The sequence below is a fragment of the Myxococcales bacterium genome (assembly GCA_016717005.1).
Lineage (GTDB): Bacteria > Myxococcota_A > Polyangia > Haliangiales > Haliangiaceae > UBA2376.
In genome coordinates this window covers 34,963-50,341 of record JADJUF010000024.1, presented here as the reverse complement: position 1 = coordinate 50,341, position 15,379 = coordinate 34,963, and the positions used below count along the sequence as shown (strand labels likewise).

The following is a 15,379-nucleotide window of genomic DNA, read 5'->3' as shown; positions in this document are numbered from 1 at the left end:
TCGCCCCAGCGCCCCCAGGTGCTACGGTCGCGGGGCGACGGAGTCGCGCCAGTGAATCGAGATCTAAGCGCGATCGTGGCCAGGCACCACCACGACCGTGGCCGCCTGGTGCAGGTCCTCCGCGACGTCATGGCCGCGCACGGCCACATCGCGCCCCACGTCATCAGCGACCTGGCCGAGGCCCTGACCCTGCCGCGCGGTCACGTCGAGGGCGTCGCCGGGTTCTACGGGTTCTTCGCCACCGAGCCGCGCGGTCGGTTCTGGGTCCGCTTCAGCGACAACGTCACCGATCAGCTCGCCGGCAGCCAGGCGCTGATGCAGCGCCTGCTCGACGGGTTCCACGTCGAGCCCGGCCAGGTCAGCCGCGACGGCCAGATCTGCGTCGAGCTGACCTCGTGCACGGGGCTCTGCGATCAGGGGCCCGCGCTCCTGGTCAACGACCGCGCGATCGGGCGCCTCACGCCGCAGCGGATCGGCGCGATCGCGGCGCTGATCCGCGGTGGTTCGCCGGTCGCGCAGTGGCCCGAGAACCTGTTCCGCATCGACAGCCACATCGAGCGCCGCGACCTGCTGCTGGGCACACCGTTCGCCGCCGGCGACGGCATCGCCGCCGCCATCGCGCGCGGCCCGGTCGGCGTGCGCGCCGAGGTCCGGACGGCGGGGCTGCGCGGCCGGGGCGGCGCCGGGTTCCCGACCGCGACCAAGTGGGACGCGTGCGCCGAGGCGGCCGGGCCCAGCCGCTACGTCGTCTGCAACGCCGACGAGGGCGAGCCCGGCACGTTCAAGGACCGCGAGCTCCTGGCGCACCACCTCGACCTCGTCCTCGACGGCATGACCGTGGCCGGCCTCGCGGTCGGCGCCAGCCGCGGCCTGATCTACCTGCGCGGCGAGTACCCGTTCTTGATCGCGCCGATCGAGGCGGCGCTGGCGAGCCGCCGCGGCCGCGGCCTGCTCGGCGCCGACGTCGCCGGGCGCGCCGGCTTCGAGTTCGACATCGAGCTGCACGTGGGCGCTGGGGCCTACGTGTGCGGCGAGGAGTCGGCCCTGCTCGAGTCGCTCGAGGGCAAGCGCGGCATCCCCCGCAACCGGCCGCCCTACCCGGTCACGCACGGCTACCGCCAGCGCCCGACCGTCGTCAACAACGTCGAGACCCTCGCCGCCGCCGCGCTGATCGCGGTCCACGGCGGGGCCTGGTTCCGCGCGGTCGGCACGCCGAGCTCGGCGGGCACCAAGCTCCTGTCGGTGTCGGGCGACGTGGCGCGCCCCGGGCTGTACGAGTACCCGTTCGGCGTGACCGTGCGCGAGGTCGTGACCGCGGCCGGCGCGGTCGACGTCCAGGCGGTCCAGGTCGGCGGGCCCTCGGGCACGCTGCTGGCGGCGGCCGAGCTCGACCGCGCGATCGCGTTCGACGATGTGCCGTCGGCCGGCGCCGTGATGGTGTTCGATCAGCGGCGCGACATCCTGGCCGTGGTCGCGAACTTCGCGCGGTTCTTCGCGCACGAGAGCTGCGGCTTCTGCACCCCGTGCCGGGTCGGCACGACCCTCAACCACCACCTCATGACGCGCATCTGCGCCGGCCACGGCGGGCGCCGCGAGGTCGACGATCTGATCCGAGTGTCGCGGCTCATGCGCGCGACCAGCCACTGCGGCCTGGGCGCCACCGCCGGCAACCCCGTGCTCGACGCGCTCGCCAAGTTCCGGCCGGCGTTCGACGCCCGCAACCGCGATCGGGCCGGCAGCCCGGCGTTCGATCTGGATGAGTCCCTCGCGCCGGCGCGCGAGGTCACCGCCCGCGACGACGCCGGCGCGCACCTGGATCGAGGCCCGTGATGACCGCCCCGCCGCTCCCGACCTTCACCCTCGACGGCGTGGCCGTGCCGTTCACGCCTGGCCAGACCGTGGTCCAGGCGGCGTTGGCCGCCGGCCACTACGTGCCGTACCTGTGCTTCCACCGCGAGTTCGCGCCGCACGGCAGCTGCAAGGTGTGCACGATCGAGGTCAACGGCCGTCACGCCACCGGCTGCACCACGCCGGCCCGCGGCGGCGACGTGATCGCCGCGCGCACCCCCGAGCTCGACGGCCTGCGCCGCGAGCTGGTGCAGTTCCTCTTCACCGAGGGCAACCACTTCTGTCCGTCGTGCGAGCAGAGCGGGGCGTGCACGCTGCAGGCGGTCGGCGCCGAGCTCGGGGTCACCACCGGCCACTACAACCCGCTGTTCCCGACCCGACCGCTCGACGCGTCCCACCCCGACGTGTTGCTCGAGCGCAACCGCTGCATCCTGTGCGAGCTGTGCGTGCGCGCCAGCGCCCAGGTCGACCACAAGGACGTGTTCGCGCTGTCGGGGCGCGGCATCACCAAGCACATCATCGCCAACGCCGAGTCTGGCCGCCTCGCCGACACCGACCTGTCGGTCGACGACAAGGCGATGACGGTGTGCCCGGTCGGCGCGATCCTGCGCAAGCGCCGTGGCTTCCTGGTGCCGATCGGCGAGCGCCGGTTCGATCACCAGACCGTCGCCGAGTACGCCACCGCGCCGACGCCCGAGGAGCCGTGACGGTCGACGCCCCGGCCCGCAAGCTGCGCGTCGCGACGGCCTCGCTGGCCGGGTGCTTCGGCTGCCACATGTCCCTGCTCGACATCGACGAGCGCCTCGTCGATCTGCTCGAGCTGGTCGAGCTCGACGCGTCCCCCCTGACCGATCTCAAGCACCCGGCCCGGTGCGACCTCGGCATCATCGAGGGCGGGCTGTGCAACGCCGACAACGTCCACGTGCTGCGCACGTTCCGGCGCCAGTGCGACGTCCTGGTGGCGTTCGGCGCGTGCGCGATCACCGGCGGCCTGCCGGCCCAGCGCAACCACCTCGACATCCGTGACTGCCTGCAGACGGTCTACCTGACCGGGCTCGGCGTCGAGCGCGGCTTCATCCCCAACGATCCCGAGCTGCCGCTGCCGCTGGCCCAGGTCCACCCGCTCCACGACGTGGTCGAGATCGATCACTTCCTGCCCGGGTGCCCGCCGTCCGCCGACATCATCTGGCAGTTCCTGACCGACCTCATCGCCGGCCGCACGCCCCACCTGACGCCGGCCCAGCTCCGCTACGACTGAGAGCCAGAGGGTTCGTCGCCGAACCCTCCCCCATCGGGGGCAGGCCCCGACGGGGCCCCCACCCAAGACGCGAGATTCCCGGCGCGCGACTCGGTGCTCAACCGAATACGCTACAAGCTCTGAGTCTCAGAGGGCCTGTCGCCAGGCCCTCCCCCTCACGCTGCTGCTCGACGAGCACCACCGCGTCCGCCAGGCCCGGCTGCACATCGTCGAGTTCCGCGGCTTCGAGCGCTTCATCCAGGGCCGCCCGTACTGGGAGGTGCCGGTGATGGTGCAGCGGCTGTGCGGCATCTGCCCGGTCAGCCACCACCTGGCCGCGGCCAAGGCGCTCGACCACGTGGTGGGCGCGGTGCGCCTCACCGCCACCGCCGACGCGGTCCGGCGGCTCATGCACTACGGCCAGATCCTGCAGTCGCACGCGCTCCACTTCTTCTACCTGGCCTCGCCCGATCTGGTGCTGGGCTTCGCCAGCGAGGTCGGTCGCCGCAACCTGGTCGGCGTGCTCGCCGACTACCCCGACCTGGCCCGCCACGGCATCCTGCTGCGCAAGTTCGGCCAGGAGATCATCCGGATCACGGCCGGCAAGCGCGTCCACGGCACCGGCGCGATCGCCGGCGGCGTCAACAAGGCGGTGACCGCGGCCGAGCGCGACCTCGTGCGCGCGGCGGTGCCGGAGACGTTGGCCTGGGCCGAGGCCGGCGTCGACCTGATCGCCGCGCTGCACGCGCGCGACCCCGACACCTACGCGCGGTTCGGCACCGTGCGCAGCAACCTCCTCTCGATGGTCGGCCACGACGGCGAGCTCGATCTGTACGACGGCGTGCTGCGGGCGCGCGACGCCGACGGCGCGCTCATCTTCGACGGCGTCGCCGCCGTCGACTACCACGCCCGCCTGCGCGAGAACGTCCGGTCGTGGAGCTACATGAAGTTCCCGTTCATCGAGGCGCTCGGCCCCGACGACGGCTGGTACAAGGTCGGCCCGCTGGCGCGGCTGCAGAACTGCGACCGCATCGGCACGCCCCGCGCCGAGGCCGCGCGGCAGCGCTGGCTGGCCACCAGCCCCGGCCGAATCATGCACGCGCCGCTCGGGTTCCACTGGGCGCGGATGATCGAGCTGCTGCACGCGGCCGAGGTCATCGCCGAGCTGCTCGACGCGCCGGCGCTCCTGGGCGACCGGCTGACCACCAGCGGCCCGCGCGCGACCTCGGGCGTCGGGATCATCGAGGCGCCACGCGGCACGCTCATCCACCACTACGAGGTCGACGCCCAGGATCTGGTCACGATGTGCAACCTGATCGTGTCGACCACGCACAACAACCAGGCGATGAACGAGGCGATCCGGCAGGTCGCGCGCGAGCACCTCGACGGCCACGAGCCGACCGAGGGCCTGCTCAACCACATCGAGGTCGCGATCCGCGCGTTCGATCCGTGCCTGTCGTGCGCGACCCACGCGCTCGGCAAGATGCCGCTGGCCATCGAGGTGATCGACGCCACCGGCGCCGTGGTCGGGCGCCGGGTGCGCGACGGCGAGCACCTGGCGTGATCGCGCCGCTGCTGGTGCTGGGGATCGGCAACCCGTCGCGCGGCGACGACGCGCTGGGGCCGCGCTTCGTCGAGCTCGCCGCCCTGGCGCTGGCCGATCAGATCTCCGCCGGCGCGCTCGAGCTGCTCACCGACTTCCAGCTCCAGATCGAGCACGCCCTCGACCTCACCGGCCGGGCCCGGGTCGTGTTCGTCGACGCCAGCGTGCGGGCGGCGCCGCCGTTCGAGGTGACGCCGGTGGTGGCCGCGGCCGATCGCCGCGCGCTCACCCACGCGCTGGCCCCGGCGGCGCTCCTGGCCGCCCACGCCGACGCGTTCGGCCCGCCCCCGCCAGCCTGGGTCCTCGCGATCCGCGGCCACGGGTTCGAGCTCGGCGACGACCTGTCGCCGGCGGCCCGCGCCCACCTCGACGCGGCGCTGGCGTGGTTCGTGACCTTCGCCTACACCGCGCCCGCGGCGTGAGCCCGCGCGCCGACGCAGCTCGGTCGGCGGCCGGCGCGGCTCATCACCGTCGACGATCGCCGCGGCCACCGACGCGCGCGCGCGCGCGCAATTTTTTCAGATGGTCAATCGTGGTGCGTTGACTATTCTAGGTCGGTGAAGAAGTACACCTTGGCGGGCCCCGCCACGCTGGCGGCCGTCGCCCTGCTGAGCGCGAGCGCCGCGGCCGATCCGATCACGCGCGTCGCGACCACCACGCCCGCGCTCACCGACAGCGCCGCGCGGCCCGCGGCCTCGGCCGATGACGGCGGCGCCGACGACGGCACCGACGCGCCCGCGCCGCCGACGCGACGCCACGCCATCTACCTCGAGGGCATGGGCCGCGGCGGCCTCGGCGGGCTCGGCTACGGCTACCAGCTCGATCGCCGCTGGGGCGTCGGCGCGGTCGCGTCGTTCAACCTCGTCGACGGCCAGCGCCTCTACTCGCTCAGCCCGTTCGTCACGCTGTACCCGGTCGGCGGCGGCGCGCGCCACCGCTGGTTCGTCGAGGCCGGCCCGCACCTGGCCCGCCTGGTGACGCCGTCGCCGGTGCCGGAGTGGAGCGGCACCAGCTCGAACGGCATCGGCGGTCAGCTCGCGAGCGGCTACGAGTACCGCCACGGCGTGCTCGTGCGCGTGTTCGGCATGGTCGAGGCCGGCCGCGGCGGCGTCGCGCCGTGGTTCGGCGTCGCGCTCGGGTGGACCCTGTGAGCGCGACCGCACGCCTGCGCGGGTGCGCTCACCTGACCGTCCTGCTCGCGCTCGCGCTCGCCCTCGCGCTCGCGTGCGGGTGCGGCCTCGAGGTCGGCCCGTCGGCCGAGTGGGTCGAGGTCGAGACGATCACCGGGCGCCTCGCCCCCAAGGTCGGCGCGCCGGTCGACGCGATGATCCCGGTGTCGCGACCGATGACCGTGCGGGTCGTCACCTTCAACGTCGAGATGGGCGGCGACCCCGAAAACCTCGCCGCCGCGATCCGCGGCAACCCGGCGATCGCGAGCGCCGACATCTACCTCATCCAGGAGGAGGAGGACTACCCGACCGAGCCGGCGGCGCGCGCCAGCGGCTGGGCGAGCAGCTCGGGCTGCGCTGGCTCTACGTCCCGGGCCGGCCCAAGGCCGACGGCACCCACGGCCTCGCGATCCTGTCGCGCTATCCGATCACCGCGCCAGCGGCGATGTGGCTGCCGATGATCGAGCACGGCCAGCAGCGCATCGCGCTGCGGGCCGACATCCAGCTCGGTGACGTCACGCTGCCGGTGGTCGACGTCCACCTCGAGACCCGCCTGAACATCACCGACCGCATCCTGCACCTGCGCCCCGCGGTGATCGATCTGCCGCCGACCGTGCTCGTGGCCGGCGACGTCAACACCAACCCGTACCTGTGGCAGGACGGCACGGTGCCGCTGGTGCCGACCGCGCAGACCGTCGACACCGACCAGGCGCCGATCCTCGACGACTACATGGCCAGCCTCGGCTTCGACGCGCCGGCGGCCGACGTCGGGCCGACCGAGCGCAAGTACGGCGTCGAGTCGCGGCTCGACGCGATCTACACCCGCGGCCTCGTCGTCAGCCCGGCCCACGTCGAGCGCAGCGTCGCCGGCTCGGATCACTGGCCGGTGTGGCTCGACGTGACGCTGCCGTGACCCGGTCGCCGGCGCCGCCGCGCCTCGACCACGCGCCCTCGCCCCGCGGCGGGGATCGCCCCAGCCGGAGCGTCCTGGCCCGCCCCCGCCAGCGCGATCAGCGCTCGATCGCGAGGCCGACCTCGAGGCCGAGGTCGCGCTGGCGGCGATCGTACTCCTGCCACGTGCCCCGCCGCAGCGACGCCTCGAGCGCCAGCGTCAGCCGGGCCCACGGCGCGACCGTGAACGCCCGCCCGAGCGTCAGCCGGCCCCGCGCCCGGGTGTCGGTGACGCCGTGCGGATCGTCGGGGCCGCCGTCGAGCTCGAAGCGATCGTAGCCGTCGATCGACCACAGCTGCCCGGCGATCCCGTCGAGGTCGAGCGACCACGGCGGCACCGCCATGCGCAGGCGCGCGGTGACCGACGCCCCGGACCCGTAGTAGTAGCCGCGCGTGCGCAGCACCGCGGTCTGCGGCAACGGCGCGAACGGCAGCGTCGGCCCGAACCCGTACGCCTGGATCGCGCCGACGTCGTAGTAGCCGGCCAGCTCGAGCGCCAGGTAGCGCTGGGGCCCGGCCCAGCGCCCGGCCGTGAAGCGCGGGCCCACCAGATGGAACACCGCCTGGCGATCCCACTCGCCGCCGTCGAGCTGGCGGGTGTCGTAGTGGAACCCGCCCGCGACCTGGATCGACCAGCTGGTGCCTCGGCCCTCGGCGTCGATCGTCCGCGTGAGCCAGCCGACGTAGTCGGTGAGCGTGTCGAAGCGGGTGTTGGTCAGCCCGTCGGCGCCGACCCGCACCGACGCTGCCGCCGACGACCAGCCGGCGGCGCGGATGCGGGTCGTGCCGGTGCCGGGCGTGGTGTGGTGTGGGGCTCGGAGCCGGTCGACCTCGACGCCCAGCCGAGCCTCCCGCCGCACGCCGTCCCCAGGCGCGAACGCGCCGCCCGCCAGCTCGAACTCCAGGCGTCGCCACGAGTTGCGCCGCTGCCGCCACGACCGGACGCCGGTGCCGACGTGGAGCCGGTGCACCGGCGACGCCAGCGCGCCGACCGCGAGCCACGCCGAGTCGTCGCCGTCGTCCTCGCCGATGAAGCCGATCTGGAACATCGGCTCGCCGATCAGGAAGCCAGCCGCGGTGTTGGTCACCACGTCGTTGAGCGAGACCTGCTCCTGGTACTCGACCAGGTACTCCCAGATGATCGTCACCGCGACGTCGGCCACGGTCGAGCCGATCGGGGTGAAGCCGTTGGCCCGGGCCATCTGGTACGCCAGCGCGCCGTGCAACGGGTGGCGGAACGTGTTCGAGGTCCAGTTGCCGGTGTCGAGCGAGACCGCGTCGAACGAGGTCAGCTTGGTCTTCCAGCTCGGCCAGTCCCACGCCAGCTCGAAGTCCTCGCGCTGCAGGTTGGTCGTCGCGAAGTAGTAGGTCGCCGGCACCGCCAGCACCGCGAACTCCTCGGCCAGGAACCGTGGCCAGCGCCACGAGGTCGGGAGCGGCCGGTCGATCTCGTCATCGGTCGCGCCGACCTGCGGCGCCGGGTGTCCCTCGTCGAGCCACAGCGGCGCCTGGGCGCTCGCGACGCGCGCCGCGCTCGGCAGCAACGTCGCCGCGATCACCAGGGCGAGGCACCTGCGCACGGTCAGAGGGTCTTCACGATCCGTGCCGGCGCAAGGGGCCGTCGGGAAGAACCCAGGCGCGCAAGGCTTGCGGCTCGGCGCGAATCAGGGCGGCGCGGTGATGATCTTGGCGCCCGCGCGGGTCAGCTCGAGCGCCTGGTGCGGACCGCCGTAGAGCTTGGCGAGGCCGACGTCGATGCGCCAGACCTTGTCGTCGCACGCGCTCGAGATGCCGCTCGGCTGCACGGTGTGCCCGACCACCATGCGGGCGACGCCCAGCTCGGCCAGGGCCTGGTCGAGCGCGGCGCAGTCGGGCGTGCCCTGGGCGTACGATCGATCCCACAGCGGGCCCTCGTCATCGGTCAGCGCCCGCGGCGGCGCGCCGTCGCCCGCCAGCCAGCAGCGCGCGCCGCTGGTGTCGGCCGGGATGCCCGCGGCCTTGCCGGGCCGGATGCCGCCGTGGACGAACACCGTGTCGCCGACCACGACCGCCAGGCCCTGGCCGGCCATGATCTTGGCGTACGGCCCGCCCGGCGCCAGCGCCGCGACCCGGGCCCGCGCCTGCGTCGGCACGTCGGCGAAGCGCGCCAGCGGCAGGTCGGGCACGTCCTCGAAGTCGCGGAAGCCGCCGGGCGTCACGTACCGGAGATCGCCCGCGGCGTTCATGAGCTCGTGGTTCCCGAGCAGCCACACGAACCGACCGCCCGCGGCCGCGGCCCCGACCTCGAGCCGCTCGAACCAGTCGAGGATGGCCTGCTCGTCGTCGCCGCGATCGAGCACGTCGCCGGTCTGCACGACCCAGGTCGCGCCGCCGATCCACGCGCCGGCGCGGTCGACCACGCCCGCGGCCTCGAGCACCGCGGCGATCGCCGCGAGATCGCCGTGGACGTCGCCGATGGCCACGACCCGCGGCACCGCCGGATGACGCCAGGCCAAGGCCGGCAGGCCGCACGCCGGCGCGACCGCGTCGGCGGCGACCGCAGGCGCACCCTGGCTCGGCCCCGGCGTGCCCGGCGGCACCGGCCGCGGCCCGGTCACGACCGCCTCGGGCGCGACCTCGCGCTTGGCGTCGCGCCCGCACGCGCCGATCGCCAGCGCCGCCAGCGCCAGCGCGCGCCCGCGCCGGGTCACGGCGGGCCCGCGTCGTTGGCCGCCAGGACGACGATCACCGTGCAGTTGTCGTCGCCGCCGCGCTGGTTGGCCAGATCGACCAGGCGCTGGGGCGCGCGCCGGAACCAGGTCGACGCCAGGATCCGCTCGAGCTCGCCGCTGCCCAGGTGGTTCGACAGCCCGTCGGAGCACAACAGGAAGCAGTCGCCGGCCTCGACCGCGATCGTGCGGGTGTCGGTCTCGACCTCGCGCTCGAAGCCGACCGAGCGCGTGATCACGTGGCGGTAGCGCGACTGCTTGGCCTCGGCCTCGGTCATCGTGCCGCTCTTGACCTGCTCCGCGATCCAGGTGTGGTCGTCGGTCAGCTGGCGGACGGTGCCGTCGCGCATCAGGTAGCAGCGCGAGTCGCCGGCGTGGCACAGGTGGACGCGGTCGTCGGCGAACAGCATCGCGGTCAGGGTCGTGCCCATGCCGCGCAGGTGCGGGCTCCCCAGCGCGGCGTCGAACACCGCCCAGCTGGCGCGTCGGGCCGCGTCGCGGATCACCGCGACCGCCGGCGGCACGACCATCTCGATCAGCGGGCTGGTCGGCGTGTTGCCGCCCCAGGTGTCGCCGTCGCCGCCCGCCGCCATGCGCTCGATGATCTGCTCGCGCCGCTCCTGCTCGATGGCCTTGGCCGCGGTCACCAGATCGCCGCGGGCCTCGGCCACGCGCTGGTACAGCACCTGGAGCGACAGCTTCGACGCGTGCTCGCCGCCCTGGTGGCCGCCCATGCCGTCGGCCACCGCGAACAGCCCGAGGTCCTCGGCGACCAGGTAGCTGTCCTCGTTGTGGTCCCGCTTCTTGCCGGTGTCGGTCTTGGCCCAGGCCAGGAGTCGCATCGCGTCCGCCTAGCCCGGGTACTCGGCTGACTTCTCGGTCAGCGTGTCGCCGTCGCACCGGAGGACCTTGCCCTTGCCGTCGACGCGGGTCAGCAGGTTGACCGGGCGGGTCCAGACCCGGGCCAGCGCCCGCAGGGTGTCCTTGGCCTGCCCGAGGTCGAGGTCGACGCCGTCGTGGCGGTGGCGCAGGAGCAGCTCGGCCTTGTTGTCGTAGTTGCCGTCCTCGACGTAGATGAACGGCTGGCCGCGGTTGGTCAGCGAGCGCAGGAGCTGCTCCTTGACCTTGGCGAACTCGCGCGACTGGATCTCGTAGCTCGACGACTTCTCGTTGTAGCCGACGCTGTAGAACTTCTGCTCGACGCAGAAGTCGAAGGTGAAGAACTCGTCGAGGAACGTGATGTCGTTGTGCAGCCGGCGGACCTCGAAGATCTTGCGCTGGCCCAGGCCGAGGCGGCGATCCCAGTCGCGCTTGACGTCGAGCCGGTCGCACTCGTCCCAGTCCTTGCCGAACTGGCCCTTGTTCCACCGCTGCTCGATGTGGCGGAACAGCTCGACCCCGAGCTTGTAGGGGTTGAGCCGGCCCGGCGCCGTCGCCAGCACGCCCGAGCAGGCGTCGGCGTAGTCGATGATCTCGGCGGTCGTCAGCGCCCGCTCGGTCATGATCTTCGAGTGCCAGTACGTGGCCCAGCCCTCGTTCATGATCTTGGTCATGGCCTGGGGCGCGAAGTAGTAGGCCTCGCTGCGGACGACCTCGAGCACGTCGCGCTGCCACGGCTCGAGCGGCGCGTGGGCCAGCAGGAACGCGAGCACGTCGCGCTGCGGCTCCTCGGGGAACCGCCGCCGCGCCTTCTTCTTCTCGTCCTCCTTCTTCTTGCGCTGGGCCTCGAGGTACTCGGGCGGGTTGATGAACTTGTCCATGTACTGCTTGGCGCGCAGCCGCGGCACGTCGTCGTCGGGCTCGTCGTCGGGCCGGGGCTCGCGGGCCCGGGCGATGTACGGCGACATCGGGTCGATCAGGTTCTCGAGCGACAGGCACGTGTCGATGAAGTCCTCGACCAGGTCGCCGCCGTGGCGCTCCATGTGGCGCCGGACCAGCGCCGCGTGGTTGGCCATCCCGTCGATCATCTTGCGGTTGGTCTTGCCGAAGTAGTAGTTGTGCTTGAAGAAGTCGACGTGGGCGCAGACGTGCGCCATCACGATCTTCTGGTCGACCAGCGAGTTGCCCTCGAGCAGGTAGGCGTAGGCCGGGTTGGTGTTGATCACCATCTCGTAGATCTTCTGCAGGCCCCACTCGTAGCCCTTGGCGAGCTGCTCGTAGTCCATGCCGAACCGCCAGTGCGGGTAGCGGATCGGGAAGCCGCCGTACGCGGCGACCTCGTTCATGGTCTTGTAGTCGAGGACCTCGTAGATGATCGGGAAGAACTCGAGGCCGAAGTCGCGGGCGTGCCCCTCGATCGCCTCCTGCATCTCGCGCAGGTACTCGGGGAAGCGGCGCGGGCCGGCCACGCTACTTGCCCTTCCCCAGGAACTCCTTGATCGAGTCCATGATGGCGTCCTTGCCCTTGATGTCGCTGGTGACGACGCGCTCGTCGTCGCCGAAGTGCTCGGCCAGGTCCTTGATGAACTGGCCCGAGCCGTAGGGCGACTCGACCTGGCCGTACGCGAACAGGTTCACGTGCGGCAGGATCTTGGACTTGAGCAGCTCGACGCAGGTGTGGGTGTCGTCGATCGACCAGTTGTCGCCGTCGGAGAAGTGGAACGGGTAGATGTTCCACTGGGCCGACGGGTACTCGTCCTCGATCATCTTGGCGCACAGCTTGTACGCCGAGCTGATCATCGTGCCGCCCGACTCGCGGGTCCGGAAGAACGTGTCGCGATCGACCTCCTTGGCCATCGCGTCGTGGATGATGTAGCGGCTCTCGATGCCGTGGTACTGGGAGCGCAGCCAGGTGTCGATCCAGAAGCTCTCGATCCGGACGATCTCCTTCTGCTCGTCGCCCATCGAGCCCGACACGTCCATCATGTAGATGATGACGGCGTTGGACTGCGGCAGCGGCTCGCTCTTCCACGACCGGTAGCGGCGGTCGTCGCGGATCGGGATGATCACCGGATCGGTGGGCTTGTACGTCCCGACCGCGATCTGGCGCCGCAGCGCCTGCTTGAACGTGCGGCGGAAGTGGCGCAGCGACTCCGGCCCGGTGGTGCGGATGCCGGTGTACTTGTCCTTCCACGCGACGATCTTCTCGGTGCCCTTGGGCTGGATCCGCGGCAGCGCCAGCTCCTCGCCCATGATCTCGGCCAGCTCGGCCAGGCTGACCTCGAGCTCGACCATGTGCTCGCCGGGGCGCTCGCCGGCCGGGCCCGGGCCGGGCGGGCCCTGCCCCGGCTGGCCGCCGAGCGGATCGCCGACGTCGCCGGCGCCCTGGCCGACACCGCCCTGCTGCTTGTCGCCCCAGCGGAACCGGGGCAGGTCGACCTGCGGCAGCGGGATCGAGACCTTGTCGCCGCCCTTCTTCGCGATCATCTCGCCCTGCGAGATGTACTTGCGGAGGTTCTGCTTGATCTTGCCGCGGATGATCTGACGGAAGCGGCCGTGGTCGAGGTCGATGCGCTGACTCATGCGAACCTCCGGCCGAGCGGCGCCTTCAAAACACGACCTCGGCGGCCTCGCCGCGCTCGTTGACGAAGCACAGCGAGCCGCCGCCGCGGCGGGTGCGCTGGGCCAGGTCGTAGAGCCCGAGCGCGCGCGACAGGACGCCCAGGTAGTCGTCGGTGCCCTGCTCCGCGCACAGCCGGGCCAGGAGCTCCGCCAGCGTGGGGTTGAGCTCGATCGCGACCGGGGCCTTACCGCGTGGATCCATCGGCCCGGGCTCAGCTCTTGACGTCGCCGCGCGCGAAGATCGACGCGACGTAGTTGAGCACGTCGGTGGCCGAGACCTCGTCGTAGCCGAAGTTCTTGATCAGCCGCTGCTTGACCACGTCGATCTTGGCCTGGGTCTCGCGGTCGACGACGCTCGACACCAGCGACGTCAGCTTGATCGAGTCCTTCTGATCCTCGAACAGCTTGGCCTCGAGCGCCTTGTGCAGCCGCTCGTTGGTCTTGTAGTCGAAGGTCCGGCCCTCGACCGCGAGGTAGCCGATGTAGTTCATGATCTCGCGGCGGAAGTCGTCCTTGCGGCTCTCGGCGATGTCGATCTTCTCCTCGATCGACCGCATCATCCGCTCGTCGGGCTCCTCGTCCTGGCCGGTGTACGGGTTCTTGACCTTCTCGCGCTGGGTGTACGCCTTGATGTTGTCGATGTAGTTGGCGCACAGCTTCTGGATCAGATCCTCGTCGGCGGAGATGGCGCGCTGGACCTCGTTCTTGACGATGTCGTCGTACTCCTGCTTGACGACCTGGAGCAGGTCGCTGAAGCGCTTGCGGACGTCGTCCGACGAGATCAGCGAGTGGTGGCGCAGGCCGCTCTCGAGCTCGTTGATGACCATGAACGGGTTGACCGCGCCCTCGCCCTTCTCGGACACGAGCGCGTTCGAGATCTTGTCCTGGATGTAGCGCGGCGAGATGCCCTCCATGCCCTCGCGCGCGGCCTCCTTGCGCAGCTCCTTGATGTTGTCCTGGGTGAAGCCGGGCAAGGTCTTGCCGTCGTAGAGCTTGGCCTTCTGCAGCGGGCTGAGGTTGCCCTTCTTGGGGTCCTCGAGCCGGGTCAGCACCGCCCACAGCGACGCCACGTACAGCGTGTGCGGCGCGATGTGCTTGCCGACGCGATCCGAGGTGTAGTCCTTGGTGTAGATCTTCACCTCCTCGGACACCCGCGTGATGTACGGGATGTCGACCTTCACGGTGCGGTCGCGCAGCGCCTCCATGAACTCGTTCGACAGGAGCTTCTTGTACTCGGCCTCGTTGGTGTGGCCGAGGATGACCTCGTCGATGTCGGTCTGGGCGAACTTCTTGGGCTTGATCCGGCGCTCCTGGGTGGCGCCGAGCAGGTCGTAGAGGAACGCCACGTCGAGCTTGAGGATCTCGACGAACTCGATGATGCCGCGGTTGGCGACGTTGAACTCGCCGTCGAAGTTGAACGCGCGCGGATCCGAGTCGGCGCCGAACACCGCGATCTTGCGGTAGTTGATGTCGCCGGTGAGCTCGGTCGAGTCCTGGTTCTTCTCGTCCTTGGGCTGGAAGGTGCCGATGCCGACCCGGTCCTGCTCGGACAGCAGCAGGCGGCGGACCCGGACGTGGCTCATCACCTTCTCGAAGTCGCCCTGGTGGTGGCGCATCAGCTCCTTGAAGATGAGCCGACAGGCCGGGTTGACCTCACCCTCGATCTTGACCTTGAAGTCCGAGTTGCCGAGCGTCAGGCGCTTGATCGTCTCGGCCCGCCACTCGTGCGGGATCAGCCGCAGCGGCTCGTCGTGCATCGGGCAGTGGAACGTGTCCTGGCCACCGGCCAGCTCGCCCAGCTCCCCCGGCAGCGACCAGTAGTACGTGTAGAGCGCGCCCTCGGGCGAGCGCGAGTACTCCTCGACGCCCTTCTTGAGCAGGCGCGCGATCGTCGACTTGGCCGAGCCGACCGGGCCGTGCAGGAGGATGATGCGGCGCTCGGTGCCGTAGCCCTGGGCCGCGCTCTTGAGCACGTTCATCAGGCGCATCAGCGGCACGTCGAGGCCGAAGATCGCGTCCTTGCCGCCGTGCTGCTCGTCCTTGAAGAAGCGGTAGCGCACCAGCTTCTTCTTGTTGTCGATGTACTCCTCGACCCCGTGCGACAGGACCATGTCGTACAGGCGCTGGTAGGCGTTGCGCGTGACCTGCGGCCGACGCCGGACCAGGTCCAGGTAGTCCTCGAAGGATCCCTCCCACGCCAGCTCCTTGTAGACGTCGTAGTTCTGGAGCGACGCGATCTGACCGACCAAGCTCATGGGACAAGGCTACCACGACCCTCGCCAGCGTCGCCCCGCCGGCGCCGGCTCCGCCCAGGCTGTGCCTCACGCCCCCGCGACCGATCGTCGCCGTCGATGGACACCGC

At 71.4% G+C, this 15,379-nt stretch carries 14 protein-coding genes and 1 pseudogene; 8 read left to right on the top strand and 7 right to left on the bottom strand.

All coding sequences use genetic code 11. The annotated features are described in order from the left end of the window. Nucleotides 1–72: 72 nt before the first annotated feature. The 8 genes and pseudogenes from IPL61_21065 (at nt 73) to IPL61_21030 (ending at nt 6,770) form a co-directional block, all read left to right on the top strand. Nucleotides 73–1,830 (top strand): annotated as a pseudogene (locus IPL61_21065) (NAD(P)H-dependent oxidoreductase subunit E). After that, nucleotides 1,830–2,555: a (2Fe-2S)-binding protein gene (locus IPL61_21060; GenBank protein ID MBK9033722.1), complete on the top strand. Its 726-nt coding sequence runs from the start codon at nt 1,830–1,832 to the stop codon at nt 2,553–2,555. The pseudogene IPL61_21065 and the gene IPL61_21060 overlap by 1 nt, the downstream one beginning before the upstream one ends. A 68-nt stretch (nt 2,556–2,623) precedes the next feature. Continuing rightward, nucleotides 2,624–3,106 (top strand): NADP oxidoreductase, encoded by a 483-nt coding sequence (locus IPL61_21055; GenBank protein ID MBK9033721.1) that lies wholly within the window; start codon nt 2,624–2,626, stop codon nt 3,104–3,106. A 160-nt stretch (nt 3,107–3,266) separates the two neighbouring features. Next, nucleotides 3,267–4,649 carry a Ni/Fe hydrogenase subunit alpha gene (locus IPL61_21050; GenBank protein ID MBK9033720.1) on the top strand — a complete coding sequence of 461 codons (1,383 nt, stop codon included), beginning with the start codon at nt 3,267–3,269 and terminating at the stop codon, nt 4,647–4,649. Continuing rightward, nucleotides 4,646–5,110, top strand: a complete 465-nt coding sequence (locus tag IPL61_21045; protein MBK9033719.1) for a hydrogenase maturation protease — start codon at nt 4,646–4,648, stop codon at nt 5,108–5,110. Before IPL61_21050 ends, IPL61_21045 begins: the two co-directional genes overlap by 4 nt. Nucleotides 5,111–5,245: 135 nt before the next feature. After that, complete coding sequence (locus IPL61_21040) at nt 5,246–5,839, top strand: hypothetical protein (protein MBK9033718.1); 594 nt, start codon at nt 5,246–5,248, stop codon at nt 5,837–5,839. After that, the gene (locus IPL61_21035; protein MBK9033717.1) at nt 5,836–6,318 is read left to right on the top strand and encodes a hypothetical protein; all 483 of its coding nucleotides are present in this window, start codon (nt 5,836–5,838) and stop codon (nt 6,316–6,318) included. The genes IPL61_21040 and IPL61_21035 overlap by 4 nt, the downstream gene beginning before the upstream one ends. Then, nucleotides 6,303–6,770, top strand: coding sequence for a hypothetical protein (locus tag IPL61_21030; GenBank protein MBK9033716.1), 468 nt, complete (start codon nt 6,303–6,305; stop codon nt 6,768–6,770). Before IPL61_21035 ends, IPL61_21030 begins: the two co-directional genes overlap by 16 nt. A gap of 97 nt (nt 6,771–6,867) precedes the next feature. Here IPL61_21030 and IPL61_21025 read toward each other — a convergent pair whose 3' ends face one another. From IPL61_21025 to IPL61_20995, 7 genes are all read right to left on the bottom strand, one after another. After that, nucleotides 6,868–8,388, bottom strand: a complete 1,521-nt coding sequence (locus IPL61_21025) for a DUF3943 domain-containing protein (GenBank protein ID MBK9033715.1) — start codon at nt 8,386–8,388, stop codon at nt 6,868–6,870. A gap of 84 nt (nt 8,389–8,472) precedes the next feature. Further along, nucleotides 8,473–9,498 (bottom strand): metallophosphoesterase, encoded by a 1,026-nt coding sequence (locus tag IPL61_21020; protein MBK9033714.1) that lies wholly within the window; start codon nt 9,496–9,498, stop codon nt 8,473–8,475. Continuing rightward, on the bottom strand, nt 9,495–10,358 hold the full coding sequence (locus tag IPL61_21015; protein ID MBK9033713.1) for a serine/threonine-protein phosphatase: 864 nt from the start codon (nt 10,356–10,358) through the stop codon (nt 9,495–9,497). Before IPL61_21015 ends, IPL61_21020 begins: the two co-directional genes overlap by 4 nt. A 9-nt stretch (nt 10,359–10,367) precedes the next feature. After that, entirely contained in the window at nt 10,368–11,825 is a 1,458-nt protein-coding gene (locus IPL61_21010) for a SpoVR family protein (protein MBK9033712.1), read from the bottom strand. Nucleotides 11,826–11,865: 40 nt separating this feature from the next. Then, nucleotides 11,866–12,978: a DUF444 family protein gene (locus IPL61_21005; GenBank protein MBK9033711.1), complete on the bottom strand. Its 1,113-nt coding sequence runs from the start codon at nt 12,976–12,978 to the stop codon at nt 11,866–11,868. A 25-nt stretch (nt 12,979–13,003) separates the two neighbouring features. After that, complete coding sequence (locus IPL61_21000) at nt 13,004–13,219, bottom strand: hypothetical protein (GenBank protein ID MBK9033710.1); 216 nt, start codon at nt 13,217–13,219, stop codon at nt 13,004–13,006. A 10-nt stretch (nt 13,220–13,229) separates the two neighbouring features. Beyond that, nucleotides 13,230–15,272, bottom strand: a complete 2,043-nt coding sequence (locus IPL61_20995) for a serine protein kinase (GenBank protein MBK9033709.1) — start codon at nt 15,270–15,272, stop codon at nt 13,230–13,232. Nucleotides 15,273–15,379: the final 107 nt, after the last annotated feature.